The organism is Methanoregula sp. (genome assembly GCA_026625165.1).
Lineage (GTDB): Archaea > Halobacteriota > Methanomicrobia > Methanomicrobiales > Methanospirillaceae > MVRE01.
The window spans coordinates 1,106,128-1,131,097 of the sequence record CP112999.1 but is presented as its reverse complement, the minus strand read 5'-3'; the positions used below and the strand labels follow the sequence as shown (position 1 = coordinate 1,131,097).

At 50.0% G+C, this 24,970-nt stretch carries 19 protein-coding genes; 14 read left to right on the top strand and 5 right to left on the bottom strand.

What is annotated here, in order from left to right; translation table 11 throughout:
* Positions 1–57: 57 nt before the first annotated feature.
* Together OS112_05925 and OS112_05920 are read right to left on the bottom strand one after the other, a co-directional pair.
* The gene (locus OS112_05925; GenBank protein ID WAC04013.1) at positions 58–1,548 is read right to left on the bottom strand and encodes an MBL fold metallo-hydrolase; all 1,491 of its coding nucleotides are present in this window, start codon (positions 1,546–1,548) and stop codon (positions 58–60) included.
* Between the two features lie 133 nt (positions 1,549–1,681).
* Complete coding sequence (locus OS112_05920) at positions 1,682–2,155, bottom strand: hypothetical protein (protein WAC04012.1); 474 nt, start codon at positions 2,153–2,155, stop codon at positions 1,682–1,684.
* A 28-nt stretch (positions 2,156–2,183) separates the two neighbouring features.
* On the opposite strand from OS112_05920, the gene OS112_05915 reads away from it, so the two are divergent.
* The 7 genes from OS112_05915 (at position 2,184) to OS112_05885 (ending at position 10,779) form a co-directional block, all read left to right on the top strand.
* On the top strand, positions 2,184–2,618 hold the full coding sequence (locus tag OS112_05915) for a hypothetical protein (GenBank protein WAC04011.1): 435 nt from the start codon (positions 2,184–2,186) through the stop codon (positions 2,616–2,618).
* A gap of 125 nt (positions 2,619–2,743) precedes the next feature.
* Positions 2,744–4,774: an acetyl-CoA decarbonylase/synthase complex subunit alpha/beta gene (gene acsB / locus OS112_05910; protein WAC04010.1), complete on the top strand. Its 2,031-nt coding sequence runs from the start codon at positions 2,744–2,746 to the stop codon at positions 4,772–4,774.
* A 9-nt stretch (positions 4,775–4,783) separates the two neighbouring features.
* Positions 4,784–5,740, top strand: coding sequence for an acetyl-CoA decarbonylase/synthase complex subunit delta (locus OS112_05905; protein ID WAC04009.1), 957 nt, complete (start codon positions 4,784–4,786; stop codon positions 5,738–5,740).
* A 1-nt stretch (position 5,741) separates the two neighbouring features.
* On the top strand, positions 5,742–7,073 hold the full coding sequence (gene acsC, locus OS112_05900) for an acetyl-CoA decarbonylase/synthase complex subunit gamma (protein ID WAC04008.1): 1,332 nt from the start codon (positions 5,742–5,744) through the stop codon (positions 7,071–7,073).
* Between the two features lie 3 nt (positions 7,074–7,076).
* Positions 7,077–8,978 (top strand): ASKHA domain-containing protein, encoded by a 1,902-nt coding sequence (locus tag OS112_05895; protein WAC04007.1) that lies wholly within the window; start codon positions 7,077–7,079, stop codon positions 8,976–8,978.
* Positions 8,979–8,981: 3 nt separating this feature from the next.
* Positions 8,982–10,016 (top strand): hypothetical protein, encoded by a 1,035-nt coding sequence (locus tag OS112_05890; GenBank protein WAC04006.1) that lies wholly within the window; start codon positions 8,982–8,984, stop codon positions 10,014–10,016.
* A 4-nt stretch (positions 10,017–10,020) separates the two neighbouring features.
* The gene (locus tag OS112_05885; protein WAC06146.1) at positions 10,021–10,779 is read left to right on the top strand and encodes an AAA family ATPase; all 759 of its coding nucleotides are present in this window, start codon (positions 10,021–10,023) and stop codon (positions 10,777–10,779) included.
* Between the two features lie 43 nt (positions 10,780–10,822).
* On the opposite strand, the gene OS112_05880 is transcribed toward OS112_05885, so the two are convergent.
* The gene (locus OS112_05880; GenBank protein WAC06145.1) at positions 10,823–11,365 is read right to left on the bottom strand and encodes an arginine decarboxylase, pyruvoyl-dependent; all 543 of its coding nucleotides are present in this window, start codon (positions 11,363–11,365) and stop codon (positions 10,823–10,825) included.
* Positions 11,366–11,692: 327 nt separating this feature from the next.
* On the opposite strand from OS112_05880, the gene OS112_05875 reads away from it, so the two are divergent.
* The 7 genes from OS112_05875 (at position 11,693) to OS112_05845 (ending at position 21,153) form a co-directional block, all read left to right on the top strand.
* Entirely contained in the window at positions 11,693–13,012 is a 1,320-nt protein-coding gene (locus tag OS112_05875) for a 2'-5' RNA ligase family protein (protein ID WAC04005.1), read from the top strand.
* 61 nt (positions 13,013–13,073) lie between these two features.
* Positions 13,074–14,447 carry an MBL fold metallo-hydrolase gene (locus tag OS112_05870; protein WAC04004.1) on the top strand — a complete coding sequence of 458 codons (1,374 nt, stop codon included), beginning with the start codon at positions 13,074–13,076 and terminating at the stop codon, positions 14,445–14,447.
* Positions 14,448–14,519: 72 nt separating this feature from the next.
* Positions 14,520–14,996 carry a pyridoxamine 5'-phosphate oxidase family protein gene (locus tag OS112_05865; GenBank protein ID WAC04003.1) on the top strand — a complete coding sequence of 159 codons (477 nt, stop codon included), beginning with the start codon at positions 14,520–14,522 and terminating at the stop codon, positions 14,994–14,996.
* Positions 14,997–15,215: 219 nt separating this feature from the next.
* Positions 15,216–15,944 (top strand): M50 family metallopeptidase, encoded by a 729-nt coding sequence (locus OS112_05860; protein ID WAC04002.1) that lies wholly within the window; start codon positions 15,216–15,218, stop codon positions 15,942–15,944.
* Between the two features lie 201 nt (positions 15,945–16,145).
* On the top strand, positions 16,146–18,818 hold the full coding sequence (gene mutS / locus OS112_05855; protein WAC04001.1) for a DNA mismatch repair protein MutS: 2,673 nt from the start codon (positions 16,146–16,148) through the stop codon (positions 18,816–18,818).
* On the top strand, positions 18,818–20,623 hold the full coding sequence (gene mutL / locus OS112_05850; protein WAC04000.1) for a DNA mismatch repair endonuclease MutL: 1,806 nt from the start codon (positions 18,818–18,820) through the stop codon (positions 20,621–20,623). The genes mutS and mutL overlap by 1 nt, the downstream gene beginning before the upstream one ends.
* A 272-nt stretch (positions 20,624–20,895) precedes the next feature.
* Positions 20,896–21,153, top strand: coding sequence for a hypothetical protein (locus OS112_05845; GenBank protein ID WAC03999.1), 258 nt, complete (start codon positions 20,896–20,898; stop codon positions 21,151–21,153).
* A gap of 400 nt (positions 21,154–21,553) precedes the next feature.
* On the opposite strand, the gene OS112_05840 is transcribed toward OS112_05845, so the two are convergent.
* Together OS112_05840 and fdhF are read right to left on the bottom strand one after the other, a co-directional pair.
* Positions 21,554–22,705 carry a Coenzyme F420 hydrogenase/dehydrogenase, beta subunit C-terminal domain gene (locus OS112_05840; protein ID WAC03998.1) on the bottom strand — a complete coding sequence of 384 codons (1,152 nt, stop codon included), beginning with the start codon at positions 22,703–22,705 and terminating at the stop codon, positions 21,554–21,556.
* 1 nt (position 22,706) lies between these two features.
* Positions 22,707–24,770: a formate dehydrogenase subunit alpha gene (fdhF, locus tag OS112_05835; GenBank protein ID WAC03997.1), complete on the bottom strand. Its 2,064-nt coding sequence runs from the start codon at positions 24,768–24,770 to the stop codon at positions 22,707–22,709.
* Between the last annotated feature and the right edge of the window lie 200 nt (positions 24,771–24,970).

Genomic DNA, 24,970 nt, shown 5'->3' with positions numbered 1-24,970 from the left:
TCAAAAATTTTCCGGCTGTAATCGCAGTTCCGGCACCCCATGTATTACAGCTTTGCATTAGGTTTCCGGCACAACCGCCCCGTAGTGTTCCACCTCGCCGTAAGTCACCATCTTTCCCTCATTATAAACAGAGACAGCACCGTGCCCACCGCAGACAATGCAGCGCTTTTTCTGTGGCCTGAGCGCGGCATCGGTTGCGGAGATAAGGTCAAAGAGCTCTTTGCGCTCCGTTCGTGCAAGTTCACTGTCCACATTCACTGATGTGACAAGAAAATTTGCAAGCGCGTTATATGCAGAACGCTCAGGTGTCAGGCTGGCAAAGTTGATGATGGAGTCAGCAGCAAGCAGCAAACCCTGCTCTTTTGAATATAGGTAGATTTGCCCGCAGAGATGTCCACCAGGACTTTCAAGAACCTCAAGATCGAGATCCCCGATTCGCAGGGTTTCAAGAATGGGAAATATCCCCCGAACGGATTTTTCTGGCAGATGAAAAGGATGGATATTGACAGGTGACGTAAACTTCGAGAACACGTTGATCATGTTGGTGTAAAATGCCTCGAGGATAGACCTCTCGCTGCGCGAACCGTAAGCGCGGTTGTTCTGTCGGATAATCTCAATTGTTGCAGAGTGGAGATACACCGGGACTTTGAAATAACCGCTGGCGCCACAGTGGTCTGCATCAGCGTGGGTAACTATTATCCGCGAGAGGGGTCGCCCATCATTCAGACCATAATAAGTAAACATGCGGGTTACATCAGGATAGTAAATCCCGTAGCCGGTATCCACCATGACGAGTTCGTCTGCCGCTGAAAAAACAAAAATATTACCGCCGCACGGCATCTGGAAGCACAAGAGGTTAACATCAGGGGTAATGCAAAATTGCTGCACATCCGCATAGAAACAGACACCTGTAGTTGCATGCAGGGTCTGTCCGGTTGCAAGAACACTCCCAAACACTTTCTTTGGATCATTGCCTCTGCCTGTCAGTTCCTGCGCGATATGATTGGTATCAGCAAGGAATGAGAGCAGGAATGAGTCCTCTGCCTCACCGATAAGGTTGCGGATATTCTGAGCAAATTTTACATAAAAAATTGTATCATCCAGCTGCCTGCCGCTATTGTCATAATCAAGGATCTCAAGACGATAGCGGGATTTCAGATTATCCATAAGCTGGTCTACTTCATCACTCTGTTCGACATTCAGGCTTACCGTTAACCGTTCAGGATGACGCCCGGTATCATCAAAATCAATAAGGGCAATATTGGCACCCGCGTTTGTGGTATATCCAAGAAATTCGTCAAGTGATCCGGAACGATGTGGGAGATATGCGTAAAATTTTAAAAAACTGACCGGTTTTATCGACGTCTGGAGATACCCGATTCGCCCAAGTTCTTCAGTAATTTTTTTAAAAGATCCTGTATCGGTAGTTACTTCAAAAAAAACAGTAGCAGGATCGATCCTCCTGTCATACTGGAGACGGTTGATGTTTGAACCATATTTCCGACATATTGCTGCTGCCCGGTGCAGAGCACCTGGTATGTCAGGCATACGAGCAATAAATGAAATTTTTTTCAATTTTTTCATATCAGGTGCCGGTATATCATATGTTCCAGAATTCCGATATATCTTATGTTGAATACTTTGGAATGAAAGATGTAAAAAAGGAGAGAATCGACCGTGATCAATTCTTTCTGATATCTGATCGTAGGATCATAACCGCACCAAAGACACAGAGAGCGAGAATGATTGTAACTGGTGCGATACCGGTCTTGGATAGTGTGCCCTCCATGTTTGTAGTGACCGTAGTGGTCTCATCTGCTTGGGTTTGAACCAGGGTAGTCAGACTTGTGGGCTGCACGGTGACGTTCGAGTCAGCGGGATTTCCGGTTGCCTGCGGTTCAATTACGGTGAGGACCGCAGCAAGGTTATTTCCCATGGAGGGGTTCGTACCAACAATGTTGTACTGTCCGGGGTTCATGTCCACATGGAATCCATACTGGAAGGAACCGGTACCGCTTACTGGCGCCAGATATGTGTGAACCACTTTACCGGATGCATCATCAGACACATTAAATTTGATATAATCGACACCGCTTTCCGCAATTCCTGTGATCTCTACATAATCCCCGGCACGGGCAGAAGACGGCTTCACCATAATAAAAAATTCTGGTTTTTTAAGGAATATGCTTGTTGAAGAAGTCTTTTCCGGGAATGCATTGTCAGATGCAATAATGGTGTATTTTGCGGATTGTAATTTCATGGAGTTTTTCGGGGAGTCCCAACGGAATGTCCATTTGCCTCCAGGAGTTACGCTCACGATATTACCTGTTCCAGATGTGCCCGAAAGATCATATGGTGGGACGCCTTCGGAGGGTAACCCGGGTCCGGTGATTTTAATCAAAGTGGTGTTTCCAGCCGTGTTAATCCCGTCAAAAATAATGGTATCTCCCAGGTTATATCCGCCTGATCCACGAAGCGTGATAGTCAAAATTCCATCTGCTGCCGTCACAGGAAGAGCAATACATATCACAGCACAGAGCAGGACGATTGCGAGAAAACAGGTTTTATTCTCAAATATTCTCATTGTTCAGCCTCTCGTTATAAAGAATATCATTTAAACAGGATAAATATTTTTGTTCTTTTCCAATTCCAAAGATATTTCTCTTGCATAAAGCCGGATGGGTCCCGTACCGAAACTATATGTGATGCACAGGGCAACGATGAGATCAGAGGGTGAGTGATAATGACCGAAGTAAAAAACACAGTAGCGAATGGTAAGGAATTATTAAGAAAACAGATGCAGTCGATATCGGTTCTCCAAGTGTCCGATGAGACCGCATACCACCTGCCGGTTTCGTTTGCACTCACAGGAATTGACGTGAGGGACCGCGCATCCGCACTTGATGCATACGTACGGACTTCATACAACCCAATCATTGCCGCTGAATGTCTCCTCTCAGAAAAAACCGGGCGTGAAGGGAAAGAACCATCCCCCTATACCGGTTTCATAGGCGACACCGTGCTGCGCAAACTTGGCTATTCGCTTGTGGACGGTAGTATACTCGGACTTGCTCTCTTAATCGGAAAGCCGGTGAATGCAGGCACCGCTTCTGGCATCTGCAGGGAATTGCAGGAAAAATATATGCTCACATTCCTTGCCGGAGGAGTCGTTCCTGAACTCCTCATCGCGGGAGTGAAGCTCGGGCTTGAATACCGGCTCATCCCGCTTGGGTCTACTAATCTGCACGGAGTGCACTTTGTTGATATTGTGTCGCGGGTTGCTTTGATGTTTGGCGGTGTCACGCCCGGGGATACTGCGCGGCTCCTGAAATATGCTGCCGAGCGTGCAAAGGCGATTGTGATCGTTTTCCCCGGTCTCTCAGATGAAGATGTTGCACTTGTTGACGCAATGAGGGTGCTCGGTTTTCCTATCATATCACTTGGAGGATATACCCTAGAAGGATGGGTTGACGCACAACCGGAACTTGCCGTCCAGCGAGGTATGGATGCAAAAGGCATCAGGGTGACGGTGACTGCAATCCCGATCCCTATGGGATGTTCTCCCGCATTTGAAGGCAAGAGCATAAGAAAAGAGGAGATGTATGTGGAATTTGGCGGTGGCAGGTCTCCGGCATTTGAACTCTTAAAAATGCGGAATCCCGGGGATATACAAGATGGGCAGGTTACCGTTCTTGGTCCAGAGATTGAAGAGATGAAGGAAGGATCTGCAAACCCGCTTGGCATTATCATTGAAGTCTCCGGTAAATCCATGAAAAAAGAGTATGAACCGGTGCTCGAGCGACGGATCCATAACTTTGTCAATTATGGTGAGGGATCATGGCATGTCGCCCAGCGCGATCTTATCTGGGTGAGGATATCAAAAGAGGCAGTTGCAAAGGGAGTGAAGATCATGCATCTCGGTAAACTTCTTGCAGGCAAGTTCCGGATGGACTTCCCCCAGCTGCTCGATGCCGTTGCAGTCACACTGATCACCGATGAGAATAAAGTGCTTGCAGCAAAAAAGGAAGCAGACACTGTTTATGAAGAACGCGATGCCAGGATTCGGGGAATGCGCGATGAGGACGTAGATACATATTATTCCTGTACGCTCTGCCAGACCTTTGCCCCAAACCACGTGTGCGTGATCACCCCTGAACGACCGGCTCTCTGCGGGGCTATCAGCTGGCTTGACGGGAAGATTGCGTACGAAATCTCTCCGGCCGGTGCAAACCAGCCGGTCGAAAAAGGTGTACTTCTCAATGCCCGGAACGGGGAGTTTGACGGTGTCAACAGGTTTGTAAAAAAGGCCAGTCATGGTGAAATCGACCGTTGTTCACTATACAGTGTCATGGAGTACCCTATGACCTGTTGCGGGTGTTTTGAATGCATTGCCCTCATGCTTCCGGAAGCAAACGGAATTATGGTCGTGAACCGGGAATTCAAAGGAGTCACACCATCAGGAATGACATTTTCCACGCTTGCCGGGACTATCGGGGGCGGAGCCCAGACCCCGGGATTTGCGGGCATTTCCAAGAATTTTATCCTCTCGGACAGGTTCCTCCAGGGGGATGGCGGTATCGGACGCCTCGTATGGATGCCTTTGCAGCTCAAAGACGAACTTAAGGAACGGCTGCAAAAAAAACTCATCGGGCAGGGCTGTCCTGATCTCTTTATAAAGATCGCCGATGAGACAAAGGCTACCACCATAGAAGATCTCACCGCCTTTTTGGAGCGTGTCAGGCATCCGGCCCTGACCATGAAACAGCTGGTGTGAGGTTACCCGATGGACTTTGATATCCGTTTTGACTGGACGGGTGCAATCGGCAGCGTAACCCTCGGTGCCACACCTGCAGATGGCGGGACAAGGAAGATTTCCTATTGTATCGGCGGGGGAACTACCCTGCCATTCCTTGACCATGCACCGGTCTCTTTCTCCCCGCTCGTAGCTCTCGAGATATGCGACGACCCGCATTACTGGCCGCAGATTATTTTGGAATACTGTGGCGATCTTGTTGACGATACCATCGCATGGGCAAAAACTGCAGAATCCATATATGGTTCTGATCTGGTACGCCTCTATCTTACCAGTACAAGGCAAAAGAATTTTTCGAATATTTCTCTGGTAGGAAAAACTGTCGAAGCGGTATTGTCTGCAACCAGACTCCCCCTAATCATTGAAGGGAGCAACGAGCCGGGGATCGATAGTGAGGTATTCCAGAAATGTGGTGAGGTGGGGGAGGGAGAGAGGTTGCTGCTTGGAACTGCAGAAGCAGGAAGGTACCGGAGTATTGCTGCTGCGGCTCTTGCCTACAACCATTCGGTCATTGCACAATCGCCCATCGATATCAACCTCGCAAAACAGCTCAACATTCTGCTGCGGGAGATCGGTGTGAAGCGGGACCATATCATGATTGACCCGTATACCGGGGCCCTCGGATACGGGTTTGAATACTCGTACTCTGCGATGGAACGGATCCGTTTCTCAGCACTCAAAGGAGACCTGGACCTGTCGATGCCTATGATCTCTTCAGCAATCGATTCACTGACTATAAAGGAAGTGAGGGAGGCAGACCCTGCACATCAGAATGAAATGGCTATTGCCTGGGAGTTCTATACCGGACTTGCGGCAGCGGTTGCCGGGGCGGAGATTATCTGTGTCCGCCATCCAAAAACAGTTGGCATGCTAAAGAAAGCATTTGCCGGTTTGAAAAACAGTGCAGGTCAATTGGGGGGGACCTGATATGGCACTTAAGGCACTTGACATCTACAAACTCCTCCCAAAAAAGAACTGTAAGGAGTGCGGGGATCCCACATGCCTTACCTTTGCCATGAAACTTGCAGGTGGAAAAGCAGATGTTGAGCTGTGTCCGTACCTTGATGATAATGCGAGATCTGTGCTCGGCGCCAGTACGCGGCCTCCTATACGGCTCGTCAGGATTGGCATAGGGGAGCGGTCGTTTCCTGTCGGCGAGGAGTTCGTGCTCTACCGGCACGAGAAGACATTCTACCACCCGCCAGGAATTCTCTTCAAAGTGACTGATACACAGACAACGGAAGAGATCACAGCAGTGACAAAAAAAGTCAGGGACGAGGTATATACCCGGGTCGGTTCGGAGCTCCGGTGTAATGGCATTGCCATTGAAAATACCAGTGGGACAAAGGAAAAGTTATCAGTTGCAGTTACCACGGTGGAGAGTATTGCTGATCTTCCACTTGTGCTCATGTCTGATAATGTTGATGCGCTTTCTGCTGCGCTCGTCCATTGCGGCACCTACCGACCCATGATACATGCAGCAACAAAAGAGAATTTCAAAGATATGTGTGCCCTTGCAAAACATCATGGCTGCCCTCTCGCAATAAAAGCCGCCGGTCTCGAACAAGTAGAACAGCTGGTTCAAGCATGTTCAGCAGAGGGTGTGCAGGACATTGTACTGGACCCATCCCCCCGGTCCCTTGGCGAATTTATCTTTGCATCTACAGCTTTACGGCAGCTTTCCATAACGAGAGCGGTACCGGATCTTGGCTACCCGGTATTTCTCGATGCAACATGTGTTGATATGCAGGATGCTGCAATTGCCCTTGGAATTGTAAAATATGCATCCGTCATTGTCACCCTGCCTTTGTCGGCGGCTTCGACACTGGCGGCACTTACACTGCGCCAGAATATCTATACCGATCCCCAGAAACCGATACAGATGAACCCCGGATTATACCGTGTAGGCAATCCCGGAAAAGATGCGCCTGTGCTTATGACGGTGAACTTTTCGCTGACCTTTTTTACCCTGCAGGGTTACCTTGAATCAACCCGAATTCCCTGCTTTATGCTGATAGTCGATACAGAGGGATTATCGGTTCTGACATCTGTTGCCGCAGGCAAACTAAGCGAAACCCTTATTCATGACTCGTTAATTAAATTCGGGGTGGAAAACGAAGTTTCCCACAAAAAGTTAATTATTCCCGGGTATGCAGCACCGCTTTCCGGCAGGATTGAGGAGATGACAGGGTGGAAAGTGCTGGTCGGGCCAAGGGATGCGGCAGATATAGGTCAATACCTGCTTGAGGAGTGGAAATAATAAATGTTCACCGTAACTTTTCTACCAGGCTACCGCAAGATCGAGGTGCCCCGTGGAACCACCATCCTTGATGCCGCCCAGCGCAGCGGCATGAATATCAATGTAGTCTGTGGCGGACAGGGAAAATGCGGAAAATGCGTTGTTTATGTTCAATCCGGCAGGATCGAATTCGACCCGCAGAAGAATTCGAAGTTTTTTACTTCAGAGGAACTCATAGAAGGCGCCTGTCTTGCCTGCCAGGCTACCGTTCAGGGTGATATCCAGGTCATTGTCCCGGACAGTACGCTGATCCAGGAACAGAAAATACTCATCGAAGGCCAGGAGACTGGGATTGAGTTGTACCCTTCCGTCAGGAAATATTATGTCAGACTCCAGCCCCCGACGCTTTCTGACCCCTCTCCGGATCTCTCTCGGCTCCTGTGGGGAATCCAGAAAAGCGGCGGCCCCATTGCAGAAAAAATATATGCGCCACTCGAAGTCCTTCGGGAGATACCTTATGTCCTGCGTCATTCTGACTGGAAAGTGACATGCACCATTGCACTTGTTCCCGGAGGATACCGTCTGGTCGATCTTCAGGAAAATGACACATCAAAGCGGCTCTACGGCGCTGCAGTAGATCTTGGATCCACCACCGTTGTTGTATACATCTGGGATCTTGTTACCGGTAAAATGAACGCCGTTGCCTCTAATTACAACAAACAGATCAGTTGTGGGGAAGATATCCTTGCCCGTGTGAATTTTGCAAAGAAGAACGGCCTTACAAAACTTCAGTCACTTGCTGCAGACAGCATCAATACGGCACTCACCACCGCCGCAAACAGTGCAGGAATCGACCGTGAGGATATTTATGAGGTGGTTGTGGCAGGAAATACGGTGATGACGCATATTCTGCTTGGGATTGATCCGGCATATATGATTGCTGAGCCATATGTTCCGGTTGTCCGCCGGGCACTCTCAGTGGCTTCCGACAGGATCGGAATTGCCTGCAACAGGAATGGCGGGCTCTTTGCATTTCCCGCAGTAAGCGATTTCATTGGAGGAGATATCATTGCCGACATCCTTGCCTGCGGTATGGCTGAAAAAGAAGATATTTCACTCCTTATTGATATCGGTACAAACTTCGAAGTTGTACTGGGAAACCGCGAGTGGATGTTTTCCTGCGCTGGTGCTGCCGGACCGGCACTTGAAGGGGGTGAAGTCCTCTTTGGAATGCGGGCAAATCCCGGTGCTATCGATATGATCGTGATAGATCCTGCAACGCTTGACCCGATATACAGCACCATTAACGGGATCAAGCCAAGGGGTCTGACCGGTTCGGGACTGATCGATCTCCTTGCAGAGCTGCTCTCGACCTGTGTTATTGACCGTAACGGGCGGATCAATACCAGTTTTAATAATTTACGGATCCGGGAAGGGGTACATTTTCCGGAGTTTGTAGTCGTTCGGGCGGAAGAAACTGATATTGGAAAGGATATTGTGCTGAATGAAAATGATATAAAGAATTTGATTATGAGCAAGGCATCTGTGCATGCCGCATGTGTGACGCTGATGAAGGAGGCAGGAATATCGCGGCAGGACATTAACACCATCTACTTTGCCGGGGCATTTGGTAACTACCTGAACAAAAAGAACGCTACTACAATCGGGCTGATCCCTGAAATTCCAATCACCCAGATCAAAAATATTGGCAACGGCGCAGTTACAGGAGCAAATATTGCCCTGATAAACCGTCGGAAACGAAAGACACTCGATGACATTGCCACAAGGATCGCCTATATCGAGCTGAATGCAGAACCTGCGTTCATGGATGAGTATACCTCCAGTGCATTTTTGCCGCACACCGATCTTTCGCTCTTTCCTGAGGTGCAGAAAATGCTCGATGCCTGCAGGTTACACCGGGGGTAACTCATGGCAAAGATGATCTCCCCCCCTCAGTCCCGTGCCACGGGTGTCGGGGCTCTGCCCCATACCGATCCAAAACAGGCATGTGCCGATGTCCTTTCCATATTCCCCGAATTCCCATATGTCCCGACCCTGCCTGAACGTGGGCAAAAGGAAACCATCGTTTATACCGACTCCGAGCAACTGCCAGGGCGTATGATACGGGAGAATAGGCTCATCTATGACAGCACGGCAGGTACCCTTGAATCAACGGAAAAAATATATTCCGATTATCTGGAAACAAACTTCGAACCCTATGGGCTGCACTATGAATTTGGTTCGGGTTTTACAGAGATGATGGATCATGATCTGTCTTCTTTTCCTATACTTAAGTGTCAGGTGACAGGACCGGTTACATTTGGCATGCAGGTGGTTGATACCGGTAAACGCCCGATCTATTATGATGCACAACTCGCCGATATGGTCGCAAAGCTGCTCGCGCTCCGATCCCGCTGGTGTGAAGTGGAGATGCAAAAAAAGACCGGTGTGAAGGAAACACTGGTCGTGCTCAACGAGCCGTATCTCGCATCGCTTGGTTCTTCTGTCGTGCCAATTGATCCGGAAACTGTCCGATCAGGCTGGCAGGACATTGCTTCACTGGTTCAGGGAGGACTGGGAATCCACTGCTGTTCCAATACCGATTGGGAATTTGTCATTGACTTAAAACCCTCCGTCATTTCAATCGATGCATTTGCCACAGCCAAAGAGTTCTTACTTTTTGGCGATACTATTGCAGGATACATGGAGCGCGGGGGGGTCATTGCATGGGGCATAGTCCCTGCCGATTTCCGGTTGTTCTCAAATGAGACTGTCGATTCCCTGTATGCAAGGTATCTGACGATACGGGCAGAACTCTGTACCCGTATACCCGTGTCCCTGTTTGACCGGCAGTCGATTGTTACCCCCAGTTGCGGGATCCGGTTTGCCGACCGTAGCGGGGCGCTGGCAATCATGCAGGCAGCAGGGGAAATATCATCCCGGATAAAAAGAGGCAGGATGTGAAACCATAGGACAACAATCGTTCACGGTCGCGGTCTCCGGCAAAGGCGGGACCGGGAAGACAACCGTCAGTTCACTTTTGATCCGTTCTTTGCTTGAGTCAGGAAAGCGACCGGTCCTTGCAGTCGATGCAGATCCGAATGCAAACCTCCACGAAGCGCTGGGACTCGAGGTGCATGAAACACTGGGGAGCATGCGGGAGGAAGCATTCACAAAGAACATTCCTCATGGGATGTCCCGTCATGAGTATATAAGATACCGGTTCCGCCAGGCACTTGTCGAATCAGACGGTTTTGACCTCATTGCGATGGGCCGCCCGGAAGGTACCGGGTGTTACTGTTTTGCAAATGATTTGCTGTCGGAATGTATGCAGCAGCTCGGGCGCCAGTACCGGTTCGTTGTAATCGATACTGAGGCAGGAATGGAGCACATCAGCAGGGGAACAGTCGGGAATCCCGACGCACTTCTTATTGTCACCGATCCCGGGGCGCGGGGTTTACGAACGGTCTCCCGTATTAAAAATATCGCTACGTCGCTTGGACTTGCCCCCGGACGGATACATGTTGTCTTCAACCGTTACAAATCAGTTTCAGCACCGGTCGATTATGGGGATAAAAATCTTATCGCAGTCATCCCTGAAGATCCTGAAGTGGAAAGGGCTGACCTTGCTGCAACTCCGGTTTCAAAGATTCCCTCAAGCAGCCCGGCAAGAATTGCGGTCCAGGAGCTTGCTGATAAGTTGATTATACTGGCGGAGAAATTGTAATTTTTTTTATTTTTAAACCTGATCAGACTAAAAAAAAAATTATTTATAAAAATACAGCAACAGCAATAACCGTTGTCCAGTGCCCGTTCTTGTCTCCTTCAGCGGACTGGCAGGTGTGCTGTGTCTTGATGATCTTCCCGCTTGCCTTATAGGTCTGTTCACGATCAGACCATGCGGCATTGATGTCGAACTCGATGCCTAAGGTTGTTGCAAGCATCGTTGCAGCAAGGTCTTCTGCGTATTCACCGGTCTTTTCCTTGGTCTCACCAAATGCATGGTGTTCCGAAAGATACCCGTACTCCGCTACGTCCTTTGGGAGGGCGAGGCCAATTGCCGCGGATACCAGCCGGTTGGGTTCATTGGTCTCGTTCCGGGCCATGACGCAATACGTAATCCCGCCGGATTTTAGTTCCTGTAAACCCTGTGCAGTTGATATTTGTTTGCATTTCGGGGGAAAGATACTTGAAACATAGACCAGATTACAACGTTCGATTCCCGCTTTTCGCAGCGCAAGTTCAAATGAAGCGAGACGGTCCTTGTGGATTCCCACACCTTTGGTGAAGAAGATCCTTGTCGGAACAAACATGATATTTATTGCATCCTCTTTTTTCATTAAGTTTCTGTTAAATCTGTAATATCACACAAATTTCGACAGATTTTATTTATTTTTATTAGAATATCTAAAAAAACTGTCTGTGTGCAAATCCGTAAATCCGTTGCAGCGCCCGTGATGAAACAACCTGATAAAAATTTCATGCCGACACTAACAATGACTGGGTTTTTTTGCAGGTCCGGAAATTATGCCGAATCTGTGATTGTATCCTGCGATTAAAATCTCCTGCCTGTGCAGGAATAAAATCACGTCAGAAGGTTTAACCATGTTCGGGAAAAATACTGAAACCGGATTGTGGTCATGGGGATAACATTTCCGGATAATATGTTCTTAATCGAGATCCGGCTGGGAAGGACAAAATGGAGGGTTAAACGGATCACAGCGAAGATCATCAGGAAATTTTCCATTGAGGAATTTGCAGAGAAACACCCCCATATCACACTTTTTGGCCCTTTCACGTTAAAAGACAGGTTTTCTGTACAGGATCTGTTAGGGGCGGTTGAATCTGCAGCAAAACCCTTTGGCGCTATTCCGTTCCTGGTGCATGGATATGACACAAACCAGGGGCTCAACGGTGCAGTTATCGCCTATAAGGTTACCCCCACCCCCCCGCTTGAAGATCTCACCGAAGCTGTTGCACGATCGGTCAGGAATCTTGCAGATACGCTGAACACCTGGGATCAGGATCCTGGCCAGAAATGGTTCCATGTGACGATCGCAAACAGGCTTGACCGGCAACGGGCTGCAGAGATATTCGAATACCTGGAAAATACTTCGTCCCTCGTTTTCCCCCCTTCAGAAAAATCACCCGGGCTTTTCAGACATCAGCTCATCCGGCAGGGAGTCTCAAATGAGGATTTTACAGAAGTGCCTGTAAATGCCCCCTTGTATGATGAAGAGGGTCTGCGTATTACGGTGGTTCGCGGTGGGAACATCCTTGCTGAATACGACCTCATCCAGCACCGCTGGTTTTTCCCGGACGACCCGTATGGTAACCGAACCTGGAAGCAGACGCTCCAGGAGCACCGGAAAAAAAGCGGTCTTGAGCTGACCCGCCCGAGGTATAGCAAGGATCCGGATATTTTTGTGATCAGTGACCTCCACTTTGGCCATTCAAATATCATCAGGTACTGCGCCCGCCCGTTTCCCCACGATGCCGTGGACGACATGGACCAGATGCTGATCAAAAACTGGAACTGCATGGTTAAACCTGTTGACCGGATTTTCCATATCGGCGACCTCTGTTACGGCGAATATGCAAAAAGCCCGTCAGAATACCTCGAGCGACTGAATGGCGACATAACACTGATTGAAGGAAACCATGATGGGAAAAATAATCATGCATATCTCTTTCGGACACTGGTGCATCTGGATATCCCCTTTTTATTGATTCATAATCCTGACGATGTAGCGGGGTCTTTCTCAGGATGGGTGATTCACGGCCACCACCATAATAATAATCTTGCAGAATACCCGTTTGTCAATTTTGAAAAACGAAGGATCAATGTAAGTGCTGAAGTGATCGGGTACCGGCCGGTGAGCCTTTCCCGTCTCTGCACTATTATACAGGATCACAAATCAAATCCCGCAATCAGGTCAATCCTGTTGCGCGGTGAATAAAACCACAGGGTTCATAACCTTTATACAGCGGCAGTGTTTATTCCCGATACGGGATCTATCGATGCTGTTTCGTACAATTGTTTCTGAGGGGATTGCCCATAATTCGTATATCGTGGGTTCGGGCGGTGTTGCCGCGGTCATCGATCCCCGCCGAGATTATGAAGTGTTTCTCGATATTGCAGATCAGTCAGAAACCGTAATCACCCATATCTTTGAAACTCATCGCAACGAGGACTATTTTGTCGGTTCAAGGGACCTTGCAGCGCGGTGCGGTGCCGGGATCTATCATGGAAGACAACTCCCGTTTGCTTATGGCGTCCCGGTCAAGGAAGGGGACCGGTTCAGGTTTGGATCTCTTGAGATTGCGGTGCTCGAAACCCCCGGCCATACTGAGGAGAGCATCTCGCTTGTATTACGAGACCTTGCTGTGTCTCCTGATCCATACATGATCTTTTCCGGCGACACTATCTTTTCCGGAGATATTGCCCGGACTGATTTTTTTGGAAAAGACCGGAATGCAGAGATGGCTGCTAAAATTTTTGATTCCATTAACAACAAGATCCTCGCACTTGGGGACGGAGTTATCATCTGTCCAGCGCATGGTGCCGGTTCAGTCTGTGGGGGGGAGATTACCGATCATTTATTTACGACTGTTGGCTATGAGCGGAGGACCAACCGGCAGATCAAAATGGGCAGGGAAGCATTTATCCGGCAGCGGGTTACTGAATCCCCATATGTTCCCCCGTACTTCCGTCACATGGAAAAGTATAACCTGGGCGAAGGACACGCCACCGGAGATGTTTCCCATTCCCGGCCGTTGGGAATTTCACAGGTCCACGATCTGATGAAATCAGGCGCACAGATAGTTGATATCAGGTCACCTACCTCTTTTTCCGGGGGGTATATCAGAGACAGTTTATCGATCTGGAGGGAAGGCATCCCGGCATTTGCCGGATGGTTCCTTTCATATGAAAAACCGATCATTCTTGTAGATGATTTCAATGTTGGGCTTGACATGGTCTTCCGGCACTTCGGAAGGCTTGGATATGACAATATCACCGGTTACCTTGCGGGAGGTTTTCCTGCATGGTCCAGGGGGGCACAGGAGATTGCTGTGATTGACACTTGTTCAGTGCAGCAGCTTAAAGGACGGCTGGAGAAAGAAACACCCTATATCCTTGATGTCCGTGATATAAAAAATTATAATTCTGTGGGACATATTCGTGGGGCGCACCATATATATGTCGGGGAGCTGCCGCAACGGCTGGCAGAAATCCCGAAAAATGAACACGTTGTGATCTGCTGCGATGCCGGATACAAGGGGAGCCTCGCGGCGAGCATTCTTGCAAGGAACCGGTACCACGACATTTCCAATGTCCTGGGTGGAATGCAGGCGTGGGTTCGTGCCGGATTTCCTGTTGAAAAGTCCCCTTAATTTTTTTGCTTGTATTCAAACGATATTTGATAAGGTTTATCATCTTCCGTTCGTATCAGATGGTGTATATTCATGGAGATTGTTAAGATCCCTCGGATGGAAAAAAAAGAGTACGACCGGCTGATTGACAAGGGATATATCTGCCGGATCGCATTCCAGGGTGAAAAGTACCCGTATATTGCACCATTTCTCTATGTTTTCGATGGGTCCTTTCTGTATTTCCTCTCTACAAAATATGGGAAAAAACTGGAATATTTCCGGAAAAGCCCATATGTTTCCGTAGAAGTTGAACGGTATTCAAAAGATCTTTCCTCCTATATGTTTGTCACGCTGCAGGGATATCTGGAAGAAGTCCATGACTCAATTGAAAAGAAACTGATACGCGAAAAATTCGTTGACCTGATTGTCGAGCGCGATCTTTCCTGCAATATCCTTGCAGCACTCGGGCATTCACCTGAGGACGCCCCGGCGGCAATTGCGGAGGAGGAGCGGTCACTTGTCTGGAAACTTGTCGGGGTCAAAGACCTTGTGGCATTGAAAAACCTTTAAGGGCGATTGTCCCCCTGAATAATCCCATTTTTACCAGTGCGCGGGTTAATGCTTTCCTGGGTGCTGTACGGTTTAACTTTCCTGTTTTTCTCCAATGTGGTACCAATGTACCGGATTTATTGCGTGCTGTGGAAGGTACAGACTCTTTCCTTGAATAGCCGGATTTAAAACACACTATTTTTGCGATCTAAAAATTATCATTAGTACGGATTTTTCACCATGGACATATCAGGGTTTTTCCAGTTCATCGTCCTTGCTGTCATGGTGATCCTGATATCGGCCGGACTCGACCGGCTCTTTGCACAGGTTGTCCCGTTCCGGACACTGTATTATGCGATCCGTCTGCCCGGAGTTGTCCTGCATGAAATATCTCATATGATTGGGTGCCTGCTGACAGGTGCAGAGATAAGAAAAGTCGTGTATTTCTCAAAAGAAGGGGGATCGGTCACATATTCGGAATCCAAAATCCCGATCCTTGGGACGGTGATCATCAGTACTGCGCCACTCTTTTTCCTCCCGCTTATCCTTGCCGGACTGACCTTGGTTTTCGGGACTTACTTTGGCTGTTTTGTTCCCCAGGTTATCCCATTGACAGGAGATCTGGTTGCGGGAAGTGAAGATATATTCAAAAACGTCATCACAATATTTTCACAGAATCTTATTGTCCATCCCAACGGCTGGTTTTTTTTATATCTCTATTTGTGCGGCAGCATCGTCCTCTCCCTTGCTCCCAGCGGCCAGGATTTTAAGAATGCCGCAATCGGGATAGGCGCTCTCCTGGTGTTCTTCCTTCTTATTGTTAATAGCGGATTTGAGCAGGGGATATCACTTATCTCTTTGTTCGTTGCTCCCATGATCACCGCTTTTTCAATAGGTCTTATGTTTGAAATTATCACAGTGCTTGTTGCTCTCCCGTTTGTCATGATATATGCCTTACGAACAACTTAATTGAAGAAAGATCCTGCAATTGATTCCTTCCCTCAAATATTTAACTGTCTTTCAGGTCGTCGTCGGAAATCAGGTAGCAATGATGACTGCCGATGGGGGACAAAGAAATGTCGGATTAATTCCCATGCCAATCGGATTTGTCGGCTCAAAAACGGATCAGATCGGTATTAATCTTCCCAAAACCGATACCTTTCATAAGGTATGAAAAAAACGAAGGCAGGGGATATATCAGGGTTGGAAACTGCCGGAAATCTCTCACCCGGAATGCGCCAGTACATGTCTATTAAAGCGCGCTATCCCGATGCAGTACTCTTCTTCCATATCGGTGATTTTTACGAGACCTTTTTCGCTGATGCCGAACTGGTCTCCCGCGAACTGGACATCGTGCTCACTTCACGCTCGAAAGGAAGCAACTCCCGCGTACCGTTAGCAGGGGTCCCGTACCATGCAGCGGAGGGATATATCGCAAAACTTGTGCAGAAAGGTTACAACGTAGCCGTCTGCGACCAGCTGGAAGATGCAAAAAATTCAAAAGGGATAGTCAGGCGGGATGTCGTGCGCGTGATCACGCCAGGTACCGTAATCGATCCTTCAATAATCCAGTCAACAGGTGCATGTTACCTGATGGCAGTCTGCCCGGGCGCAGGCAAAGCGGACTGGGGGCTTGCATTTCTCGATATCTCAACCGGGGAGTTTTTTGTCCAGAGTATAGCTGCCGGAAATCCCCTGCAGGACCTAATCTCCGAAATTGCAAGGTATCATCCTGCGGAATGTATCGTCCCCTCCGGCTTCCCTGAAAAGATCATCGCCGCGATCAGGAACCTTGCGGTGGCTGTTAACCCCTACCGTGACGATGCATTTGAGGAACAGAACGCCAGGAGCACACTTGCCGGACACTTCCATGTATCCTCACTTGCCGGATACGGGTGTGAGGATATCCCCGCAGCACTGGGTGCTGCAGGCGCTGCCCTCCGGTATGCACAGGAGACCCAGAACTCCACGCTTCCCCATATCAGCGGGTTGTCCACCCGTTCAACCGCTCAGTGCATGATGCTGGATGCGACAACGTTGCGCAATCTTGAGATCACCGAGGGCATCCGCACCATGGCAAAAGGCACAAATCTGCTTTCCTGTCTTGATTGTACAAAAACAGCGATGGGTTCACGGCTGCTCCATATCAGGATAGTACGCCCGCTAATCGATCCCAACGAGATTAACCGCCGGCTTGATGCAGTAGAATTTTTTATCAGGAGGCCAACGATCCGCATTTCCCTGCGTGCCCTGATGGACCGGATGGCTGATATCGGGCGGATTGCCGGACGGATCGCATATGGGAATGCCGGTCCCCGCGACCTGATGGCACTGACAGTATCGCTTGGCATGGTCCCGGAGATCCAAGGTCTTGTCAGCGGGCAGGGAGATGGACTCCCGGTTCTTGTCAGGGATGCAATCCTCGATCTCCATGAACTCCCGGATACTCTCGCCCTCATAAAAAAGGCGATCGTTGATGATCCTCCCGCAACAGCAAAAAACGGAGGCATCATCAGGGAAGGGTACTCAGCAGAACTGGACGAGCTTGTGACCATCCTTGCTTCGGGAAAGGACTGGATCGTCCAACTGCAGGAAAAAGAGCGCGATCGTACCGGTATAAAATCCTTAAAAATCGGGTATAACAGGATTTTCGGGTATTATATTGATGTGACCCGGTCCAACATCTCCCTTGTCCCCTCACATTACGAGCGCCGGCAGACAACCGCTGGCGGTGAACGGTACACAATCCCCGAACTCAAAGAAAAAGAGGCGCTGATAACCAATGCGGATGAGCGCGTCCTCTCTCTTGAACGGGACCTCTACAGCGCCCTTCTTGACAAACTCAGACCATCAGTCCCGGATCTCCAGTTGATCTCCCAGGGCATCGCCGAACTTGACGTGTACTGCGCACTCGCTGAGGTGGCTCAAGCCCATAATTATGCGAGACCGGTGCCCGACGAGGAGGATCATATCCTGATCCGTGAAGGGCGGCACCCGGTAGTCGAACGGAGCGTATCTGGTGGTTTTGTACCAAATGATACAGACATATCCGGAACCGGGACCCGGATCATGATCATTACAGGCGCCAACATGGCAGGGAAATCCACGTATATGCGGGCTGTGGCGCTCATCTGCATCATGGCACAGTCGGGCTGCTTTGTGCCCGCAGCCCATGCACGGATTGGTGTGCTTGACCGTATCTTCACCCGTGTTGGCGCGTTTGATGATCTTGCAAGCGGGCAGAGCACATTCATGGTGGAGATGCTGGAACTTGCAAATATCCTCAACAACGTGACTGACCGGAGTCTTGTCATTCTCGATGAAATTGGCAGGGGTACAAGCACCGTTGATGGGTATGCGATCGCACAGGCAGTCGTGGAATTTTTGCATGGGAGAGTCGGAACCGGGCCAAAGACACTCTTTGCCACACATTTCCATGAACTCGTAAATATTGAATTTCGACTCAAAAAGGTAAAGAACTTCCATTTTGCAGTCCGGGAAACAAAGAGTGATGTAATCTTTTTGCGCAAACTTATCCCCGGGGCAACTGACAAGAGTTATGGTATTCATGTTGCGCGTCTGGCAGGCATTCCCAAAAAAGTCACGGAGCGTGCTGATTCAATCCTCACGGAGACTATGGGTAGGACCTCTGTACCTTCCCAAAAAGTCCAGCGCTATACCCAGTTGCTCCTTGCCGATGACACCTGCAAAACCCCTTTCTTAAAACCTGATCCAATCATTGATGAGATCGGGGCGATCCGGATCGATGAAATGACCCCTCTTCAGGCGCTCACGACACTTCACGAACTGAAAAAGCGAATTTTGAACGGAGACAATCCCTGATGAATACGGATGCCGGTAACAGGACTATCCATATCCTGGATCCTGCTACAGTTAATCAGATCGCTGCCGGCGAGGTAGTCGAACGCCCTGCCTCTGTTGTCAAGGAGTTGTTTGAGAATGCAATAGATGCGGGAGCCCGGACCATCCGGGTCGATCTGTCATCATCGAAAGGGTCGATCACCACAATCCAAGTGATTGATAACGGGATTGGTATGTCACCTGATGATGCTGTACTTGCATTTACTCCTCATGCAACCAGCAAAATTGCCACAATTGAAGATCTTGATGGTATCAGGACCCTTGGATTCCGTGGCGAAGCACTGGCAAGCATCGCTGCAGTTTCCCGGGTAACCCTTTGCACAAAACCACACAAGAGTCCGGCAATCTCAGGCACAAAAGTGGTTGTTGAAGCCGGGGAAATCAGGGAACACGGAGAGATAGGCACCCCGGAAGGCACAAATATCCTTGTTCAGGACCTTTTTTTTAACACTCCTGCAAGAAAAAAATTCTTAAAGACCCTTGGTACAGAGCTGGCCCATATTACCGGTATCATTGAAGGGCTCGCGCTGGCTCATCCTGAAATTTCGGTGTTCCTGACCCATAACGGAAAGGAAATCATAACTACAGAACAATCATCCAGGCTCCTTGACGCTATCGCACGCCTCTTTGGCAGTGACATAGTTCCATATCTGATTCCGGTTGAACATGAAAACCCGGTGGTGTTGATCAACGGGTATATCTCCCGCCCTTCCCTCTTCCGGAAAAACTTAAAGCGTATCATCGTCTCAATCAACGGGCGTTATGTCTCATCATCTCCGATAAATTCAGCAATTCTTGAAGGGTACGGGACACTCCTTTCAAAGGAACGGTTTCCGGTTGTATTTCTCTTCCTTGTAATCGATCCTGCCCTTGTGGATGTGAATGTCCACCCGGCAAAAAAACAGGTGCGGCTGGGTCCGGAACGCGAGATATGCATCGCAGTCCGTCAGGCAATTTCGGGTGCACTGCTCAGATCTGACCTTATTCCTGCTGCACAGGCACCTGATAACCCGTTCCCCACGGTACAGACAGGGCATGGGGATGCTCATGCGTCCTACGACGTTGAACCGGGTCGTGCGTACGGTGTCAGCGAACCGGCACTGGAACCTACCCATGCTGGTATCATCACCACGGATCGCCAGCTCCGCCAGTCAGAACTTCCGACGGGAATCCTTCCGGATGCAAACATCGTCCCCGATATGGATGTCATAGGTCAGATCGGGGGGATTTATATCCTCGCCGCTACACGGTCCGGGGACCTGATCCTTGTCGACCAGCATGCTGCCCACGAACGGATCATGTATGAGATGGTGAGCGCAAAGAGGGAGTCGGCCCGGCAGTCACAGGAACTTATCGCCCCGGTCCTCCTTCACCGTTCCGCACGGGACTCTGCCGTCCTGCGGGAACTGCTGCCATCGCTTACAGAAGAAGGGTTTGAAATTGAGGACTTCGGGAAAGATACGTTCCTGGTACGGGCAGTACCGGTGGTGCTGGGGGCGCTCGAACACTCTAATCTGGTCAATGAGATTGTGGATGACCTCAGCCGGGAAGATACCTCCCGGTCTGTCAGCAGCCGTGAGCGCATTACGCGTATCATCGCCTGCCGCAGCGCGATAAAGGCCGGTACTGCCTGCACGCCCGAACAGTGCCGCCGCCTACTCCAGCAGCTCCGGCTTGCACATAACCCCTTCTCCTGCCCTCACGGGAGACCAACAATGGTCAGGTTTACGCGTGAACAACTGGATGCGATGTTTAAGAGGACATAAAAATTACGGGTAAAGTACTATTTTAGCCCCAAATATTTTACTAAATCAACTACGAATTTTGTGTTAAAATACCATTCCTGAAATTGTAAAGAAAAAAGTGATGAAGATTACAATGATAATTCTACAGATTTAAGTAAACCTCGTATCCTACTATCGCATCATGGGGGGTGTCTGTCGTATCCAAAAGACAGGACAGGATAGCCAGGAAATATTCGACAGAATATTTCCGGGTTTGCCATAGCGGCGGGGGAATGTAAATCGAAGATGCCCTGATGGACATCTTCCAGTGCATCCTTGCAGTCGCATATCGAAGATGCCCTGACGGATATCTTCTTCAGTTTGCCCATCCCTGCGGGAACGGCAAAAAAATCGAAACCATTGATATGGTTTCTTCAATCGATCCTCGCTTTCCAGCGAGGATTAATTCCCCCAAGAGCGTCATAATCGAGCTGATTCTACCGAACACCCAAGAAAAAATGGGGACTGGAATGACCCCTTACCCTTTTATTCATCGGGTGAAAGAGGAGTGAACACACGATGGATTGTACCTCACATCAGGGACAATACTACCACATCCAAGTATCACGTAACAAGGTTATGAGAGCATAAGACATTTTCAATGATTTTTCATGAATGTCAAAAACAGGATAGAACAGTTCTTAAAAGGGTGTTCATGCGTTGCGTCATAAGGCAGGGAATGAGGATCAGGACTAGAGGCGAATAATGCCCTGACACTCACCTTGACACGGTGTAAAACTACTCCAGAGATGATTCCCCGCCCCATCCTGTACCCCCAATTAGCCGAACCGGGGGGGAAATCTGATTCCTACCATTCTTCAGGGAACGCAATGTTCGTGTAGATACCCTCCAGTCGTGCCTTTGTCTGATTGTATATTCTGGGATCCATCTGCTTGTACAGAGAGTAAAAAATTAATTGGTATATGCTGCCTTACCCAGCTTCGGTTCAAAGGTCGCATCACCTTCGACACGGATCGCATGTGAGAAGAGCGCGAGCGGAATGTCCATCGGACAGAGTTCCTCGCACTGACCACAGTTGATGCAGCTGTCTGATATGTGAGCGAACCTCCTTAAATGGAACATCGAGTTCGGCGGGACTTCCCCGGGCCTGACCATAAGGGAGCCCTTTTTCAGCTCATCGGCTGCAGTGAAGCACACCGGGCAGTTCTCGATACATGAATAGCACTTGATGCACCGTGATGTCTCTTTGTTGATCGTCTCCCACATGTTTGCCCCGAGTGCTGTGAAATCCTTCTTCCTCCATTTGTCTCCCAGCTTGAGCATCGCGCCCTCGACCTTTCCGCGCATCTCGAGCCCCTTCGGGTTCGGTACCTCGGTTGCGAGGACGCCTGCTTTCACTGCCCCGTTGACAAGGTTTGCACCCTTGTCGCTGCAGACCTCGACAAAGGTTGCCTTGCCTGCCTTGTCACCGATGACACCCCAGTTCCCACAGGCAAGGTCCGCCTGGCGGGGGACTTTCATCTTGCACCGGCGGCAGTTGGACCTGCGGCCGAAGCCTTGTTCCTCAAGCTCGTCAATGGAGATGCCCTTGTGCCCTCCCTCGTACTCGATGATGAACTGGCCCTTGTCGATCTCTTCCTTGTGCACCTTGTCCGGGTCGACGCCGTATTTTTCAGCGATCATCTTCCGGGCGGAGACCGGGCTGACCGAACCGCCGCAGTTCACGCCAATCATGAGGATGTTATCAAGGTTAACCTGTTTGCGTTTCGCAAGTTCAATCAGCCCCATAACATCGCAGCCCTTGACAGTAATACCGAGTTTCTTGCCCTTTGCACCATCAAGATATTTTTTCACGACCTTGGAGAGAAGCAGCGTCCCGCAGTGGAGCGACCCGGCCGTGTTTTTCAGGTCTGCAGGGTTCGTGATGAGAACCATTTGTGCATCATAGAGATCTACGCCTTTCTTTACAGCTAATACGGCATCGACCATCTTGGATTCAAGTGCGTGTTTCCAGAGCCCGGTAACTGCACCGCCAAGCTCAGCCTTCTTCTTGATCTCTGCGTCATTGGTCCACGCGTAGAGCATGTCGCCTTTCTTTGCCATGTTACTTCGCCTCCGCGATCTTCTCGAGCCTAACAGCACAGGCCTTGAACTCAGGAATAGCTGCAAACGGGTCGAGAGCGTTGTTGGTGAGCACGTTAGCGGCACATTCCGCGTAGTGGAAAGGCATGAAGACCACGCCTTTCTTGATGTCCTTTGTTACGCGGGCCCCGATCTCGATCTGTCCGCGGCGGGTGACGGCGCGTACCTTCTCCTTGTCCTTTATACCGAGTGCCTTGGCATCCTCGGGATTGATCTCGACCCAGCCGGTCGGCTCCTCGCGCTCGAGGCTCTCTGACCTGCGGGTCATCGTGCCGGTGTGCCACTGCCAGAGGCAGCGCCCGGTGGTCATGATGAGCGGGTAGTCCTTGTCTGGCACTTCCGCGGGGTACTTGAACTCACAGGGGATGAAGATGCCCAGCCCGTCCGGGTGTGTGAACTTCTCCTTGTGCAGGATCGGTGTCCCCGGGTGCTCTGCAGTCGGGCAGGGCCAGTGGAGCGCTTCAGGCTTTTCGAGGCGTGCATAGGTCATGCCGCCATAGGATGGTGTTACCTTTGAGATCTCAGTGAATATCTCCTCGGCGCTCTTATACGGGAACTGTTTCTCGTATCCCATGTACTTGGCGAGTTCGCAGAAGATCTGCCAGTCCGCCTTTGCCTCACCGGGCGGGTTCTGGGCTTTTCTCCACTTCTGGACGCGGCGTTCGGTATTGGTCTGGGTACCGTCCTTTTCAGCATAGCAGGCTGCCGGGAGTACAACATTTGCAAGCGCTGCGGTCTCGGTCATGAAGATGTCCTGCACGACCATGAACTCGACGTTCTTCATTCCCTTCTCCACGTGGTGGAGGTCAGGGTCGGAGATCATCGGGTTCTCGCCCATGATATAGACGCACTTGACCTTGCCGGGCTCGTCAGCGAGCGTGTTGATCAGCTTGGTGACGGTCAGGCCGACTTTACCCTCGGCAATCGTGCATCCCCACGCGTCCTCCATCTTCTTCTTCATCTCGGGAACGATGACTGCCTGGTACCCGGAGTACACGTTTGCGAGCGCTCCCATGTCGCAGGCTCCCTGCACGTTGTTCTGGCCACGCAGTGCGCAGACACCGCCGCCCCGCTTGCCGAGGTGGCCGGTCAGCATCTGGAGGCTGGCAACGGACCTGACATTCTCCACACCGGTGGTGTGCTGGGTGATGCCCATCGAGTAGAGGACATTGCTGGACTCTGCCTTGGCAATCCATTCTGCAGCGGTCGCGAGGTCCTTTGCCGGAATCTTGCTGATCTTGGAGACGTTCTCAAGGCTGTAGGTATCCTTCATCACGACTTCTTTTAGTTTATCATAGTCCTTGGTCCTCTTTGCGATGAAGTCCTTGTTCTCCCAGCCGTTCTTGATGATGTACTGCATCAGGCCGTTGAGGATCGCGACATCAGTGCCCGAGTCAAACGGCATGTACAGGTCAGCCTGCTTTGCCGTCGGGGTGAACCGGGGGTCAGCAACGATCAGCTTGCCGCCGCGCTTCTTGGCGAGCATGATCTGGCGCCCGATCAGCGGGTGCTGCTCAAACGTGTTGCTGCCAAGAACAAAGATGCACTTGGACTCGCCGATATCACCGATCGAGTTTGTCATTGCACCGGATCCAAAGGTTCCGGCAAGCCCGACAACTGTCGATGCGTGGCAGAGCCGGGCGCAGTGGTCGATATTGGGAGTCTTCAAGACAGCCCGTGCGAACTTCTGCATTAAGTAGTTCTCCTCGTTGGAGACACGTGCAGAAGCAAGGCAGGCACTCTGTTCACCCTGGTACTTCTTGAACTTCTCGGCGATCAGCTTGTATGCCTCGTCCCAGCTTGCCTCGACAAACTTGCCGTCCTTCTTGATCAGCGGCTTTGTCAGCCGGTCAGGGCTGTTGATGAATTCATGCGCGTAGTTCCCCTTGGGGCAGAGCTTGCCCTCGTTGACAGGAGCACGTTGCCATGGTGCGACGCCGACAACCTTCTTGTCTACGACAACAAGGTTGAAGCCGCAGCCACAACCACAGTACGGGCATGTTGTTGGTACGTATTTCATGTCCATAATCTTACCTCCTACAAACGGAAAATCAGAACAACCCATGTTAAACTTTATGGTTTGAATGTGAAAATATCCGTCAGAATGGCGGTTTTCAAATGACTGAATACTTTATTTGCTATCAAAATTAACGTGATGGAATTAGCTAAAAAATAAAGAATCATTGGTAACGGAGCGAAACGCAGGATTATAATACCAAATGGCAG

What these genes read in the sequence shown, in the direction of transcription:
- OS112_05880 (WAC06145.1), bottom strand. Translation starts at nt 11,365, where the DNA reads ATGTTTGTTCCGACAAGGATCTTCTTCACCAAAGGTGTGGGAATCCAC.
- OS112_05870 (WAC04004.1), top strand. Translation starts at nt 13,074, where the DNA reads ATGCTGTTTCGTACAATTGTTTCTGAGGGGATTGCCCATAATTCGTAT.
- OS112_05860 (WAC04002.1), top strand. Translation starts at nt 15,216, where the DNA reads ATGGACATATCAGGGTTTTTCCAGTTCATCGTCCTTGCTGTCATGGTG.
- OS112_05905 (WAC04009.1), top strand. Translation starts at nt 4,784, where the DNA reads ATGGACTTTGATATCCGTTTTGACTGGACGGGTGCAATCGGCAGCGTA.
- OS112_05920 (WAC04012.1), bottom strand. Translation starts at nt 2,155, where the DNA reads ATGGTGAAGCCGTCTTCTGCCCGTGCCGGGGATTATGTAGAGATCACA.
- fdhF (WAC03997.1), bottom strand. Translation starts at nt 24,770, where the DNA reads ATGGACATGAAATACGTACCAACAACATGCCCGTACTGTGGTTGTGGC.
- mutS (WAC04001.1), top strand. Translation starts at nt 16,146, where the DNA reads ATGAAAAAAACGAAGGCAGGGGATATATCAGGGTTGGAAACTGCCGGA.
- acsC (WAC04008.1), top strand. Translation starts at nt 5,742, where the DNA reads ATGGCACTTAAGGCACTTGACATCTACAAACTCCTCCCAAAAAAGAAC.
- OS112_05895 (WAC04007.1), top strand. Translation starts at nt 7,077, where the DNA reads ATGTTCACCGTAACTTTTCTACCAGGCTACCGCAAGATCGAGGTGCCC.
- OS112_05840 (WAC03998.1), bottom strand. Translation starts at nt 22,705, where the DNA reads ATGGCAAAGAAAGGCGACATGCTCTACGCGTGGACCAATGACGCAGAG.
- OS112_05890 (WAC04006.1), top strand. Translation starts at nt 8,982, where the DNA reads ATGGCAAAGATGATCTCCCCCCCTCAGTCCCGTGCCACGGGTGTCGGG.
- OS112_05915 (WAC04011.1), top strand. Translation starts at nt 2,184, where the DNA reads ATGCTTGTTGAAGAAGTCTTTTCCGGGAATGCATTGTCAGATGCAATA.
- OS112_05875 (WAC04005.1), top strand. Translation starts at nt 11,693, where the DNA reads ATGGGGATAACATTTCCGGATAATATGTTCTTAATCGAGATCCGGCTG.
- mutL (WAC04000.1), top strand. Translation starts at nt 18,818, where the DNA reads ATGAATACGGATGCCGGTAACAGGACTATCCATATCCTGGATCCTGCT.
- OS112_05925 (WAC04013.1), bottom strand. Translation starts at nt 1,548, where the DNA reads ATGCCTGACATACCAGGTGCTCTGCACCGGGCAGCAGCAATATGTCGG.
- OS112_05845 (WAC03999.1), top strand. Translation starts at nt 20,896, where the DNA reads ATGGACATCTTCCAGTGCATCCTTGCAGTCGCATATCGAAGATGCCCT.
- OS112_05865 (WAC04003.1), top strand. Translation starts at nt 14,520, where the DNA reads ATGGAGATTGTTAAGATCCCTCGGATGGAAAAAAAAGAGTACGACCGG.
- acsB (WAC04010.1), top strand. Translation starts at nt 2,744, where the DNA reads ATGACCGAAGTAAAAAACACAGTAGCGAATGGTAAGGAATTATTAAGA.